The sequence below is a fragment of the Catenibacterium sp. co_0103 genome (assembly GCF_004168205.1).
Classification (GTDB): domain Bacteria; phylum Bacillota_I; class Bacilli_A; order Erysipelotrichales; family Coprobacillaceae; genus Catenibacterium; species Catenibacterium mitsuoka_A.
The window spans coordinates 1-1,795 of the sequence record NZ_RCYB01000183.1; the positions used below are offsets into that span (position 1 = coordinate 1).

At 34.9% G+C, this 1,795-nt stretch carries 2 protein-coding genes and 1 pseudogene; all 3 read right to left on the reverse strand.

Translation table 11 applies throughout. The features are described from left to right. Positions 1-115: 115 nt before the first annotated feature. Complete coding sequence (locus EAI80_RS12955; protein WP_129982366.1) at positions 116-562, reverse strand: hypothetical protein; 447 nt, start codon at positions 560-562, stop codon at positions 116-118. Further along, a complete protein-coding gene (gene argF, locus EAI80_RS12960) occupies positions 562-1,551 on the reverse strand; it encodes an ornithine carbamoyltransferase (protein ID WP_129982367.1) in 990 nt (329 codons plus the stop codon). Before argF ends, EAI80_RS12955 begins: the two co-directional genes overlap by 1 nt. 19 nt (positions 1,552-1,570) lie before the next feature. Beyond that, positions 1,571-1,795, reverse strand: a pseudogene (locus tag EAI80_RS12965) (hypothetical protein); the annotation flags it as partial.

The window sequence follows — 1,795 nt, forward strand, 5'->3', positions numbered from 1 at the left end:
GGAGCCACAGTGTGACCCCCACAGATTTAAAGGTGCTGTTTCCAAGACCCCCAAATATTTAGAGCGAAGGTCTGACCCCCACAAAAATTAAAGACCCGAAATAAACCCCTCCAGTCTAATTTACAGAATCACTTTTATTCATGCTTTCAAGATATGTAAATATATCTTTCGCATTATCACTATAATCACAACTTAGAACAGCCAATGACATCAATAAGAATAGATCACTATAATTACTTAGTTCTAAGTCTATACCAATCGCATTCTCATCTCTCACTCCCACTAATTCCTGCTGCTCATGCGCAAAACCACGATCCACTGCCTGTGAAATAAGCAATTCGTAGCTTCCTTCATAATAACTAGAAACAAAATCATTGAAATCCTTACCGACAATCTCTATTACATTTTCAATTGTCTCATCAGATTCTTCTGCAAGTGTATTGATAAACTGTTCTAACATCACAACAACATACTCAATTACACTATCCGCATTCGCAGTCTCTTCGTTATATATGACATACATGCCTTTGTCATCATAGTAAGATGTAAATAAATGTTTCATTAATCTTTTTTACCTAATGTTGCAACCATAACAGCTTTAATTGTATGAAGTCTATTTTCTGCTTCATCAAATACAACAGAGTTCTTGCTTCTGAATACTTCATCATCCACTTCACGAACATCTAATCCCTGTTCATGTTTTACTCTTGCTGTTTCTGTTTCGAAATCATGGTAAGATGGTAAACAATGCATAAATAATGTATTGTCATTATGTGTCTTACTCATTAATTCTTTGGTTACTTTAAATGGACTTAATAATTCCACTCTTGGCTTATACAATGATTCATCTTCACCCATTGAAACCCAGATATCAGTATAGATAACATCAGCACCATCAACTGCATCTGTATCATCAGTAATAGTCAAACTTCCACCAGACTTTTTACATTCTTCCTGACAATAAGCCACAACTTCTGGATCCATTTCTAATGATTTAGGACCTAAACATACAAAATGCATTCCCACCTTACATGCACCATACATTAATCCATAACAAACATTATTTCTAATATCACCAGTAAATACAAACTTAATTTCGTTTAAAGGCTTATCAAGATGTTCCTGAATAGTAAGGAAATCAGCTAAAGTCTGAGTAGGGTGGTCAACATCTGTTAAACCATTCCATACAGGTACTCCTGAATACTTAGCTAATGCTTCAACGTTTTCCTGTTTAAATCCTCTAAATTCAATTCCATCAAACATTCTACCTAATACTTTCGCTGTATCTTCAATTGACTCCTTCTTTCCCATCTGTGACTGAGTCAAGAAAGTAGCATGTCCTCCTTCATCAAGAACACCTACTTCAAAAGCACATCTTGTACGTGTAGATGTCTTTTCGAATAATAAGGCAATATTCTTACCTTCAAGTGAATGACCAATCTTTCCTGCTTTCTTCTTAGCCTTTAGCTTTTTAGATAAGTCTAGAAGATAATAGATTTCTTCTTTAGTATAATCCTTAAGTGTTAAAAAACTTCTCCCGTGTAAATCCATAACTATACTTCCTTTCTACTTATATTTCTTTACCTACTACTTTACCAATTTCTCTTAATTCTTCAATAAGTTTTGTATATTTTTTAGGCTTTAATGACTGAGCCCCATCACATAGTGCATGTTCTGGATCATTATGTACTTCAATAAGTAATCCATCACATCCTGCTGCAACACTTGCCTTAGCCATTGGTTCTACTAACCACCATTTACCACCAGCGTGTGATGGGTCAATGATTACAGGTAA